Here is a 259-nt window from a genome sequence, read left to right as displayed (position 1 = left end):
ACAGGTGCTGGTGGCGGTGCGCCTGCCCGGCGCCGCTGATGCGCACCGGCCCTTCGTCGGCGCTCACCACCAGCGCGACCGCGCCGTCCGAGATCGGGCAGCAGTCCAGCAGGTGCAGCGGCGTGGCGATGGGCCGGGACGCCAGCACCTGCTCGACGCTGATGGCCTCGTTCAGGTGCGCATGCGGATGGCTGGCGGCATGGCCCCGCATCAGCGCGGCGAACTCGGCCAGGTCCTCGCGGCGGGTGCCGGTCTGGTG

General features: G+C 74.1%; 1 pseudogene. It reads right to left on the bottom strand.

Annotated elements, in window-relative coordinates:
* Positions 1-259 (bottom strand): annotated as a pseudogene (locus D1Z90_RS21055) (hypothetical protein); the annotation flags it as partial.

Origin of the sequence: Motilimonas pumila, from assembly GCF_003596335.1 — a bacterium.
Taxonomy (GTDB): domain Bacteria; phylum Pseudomonadota; class Gammaproteobacteria; order Enterobacterales; family CBDFNC01; genus Motilimonas; species Motilimonas pumila.
Note: the sequence above shows the minus strand (reverse complement) of the source record. Positions and strands in the feature narration are given on the sequence as shown.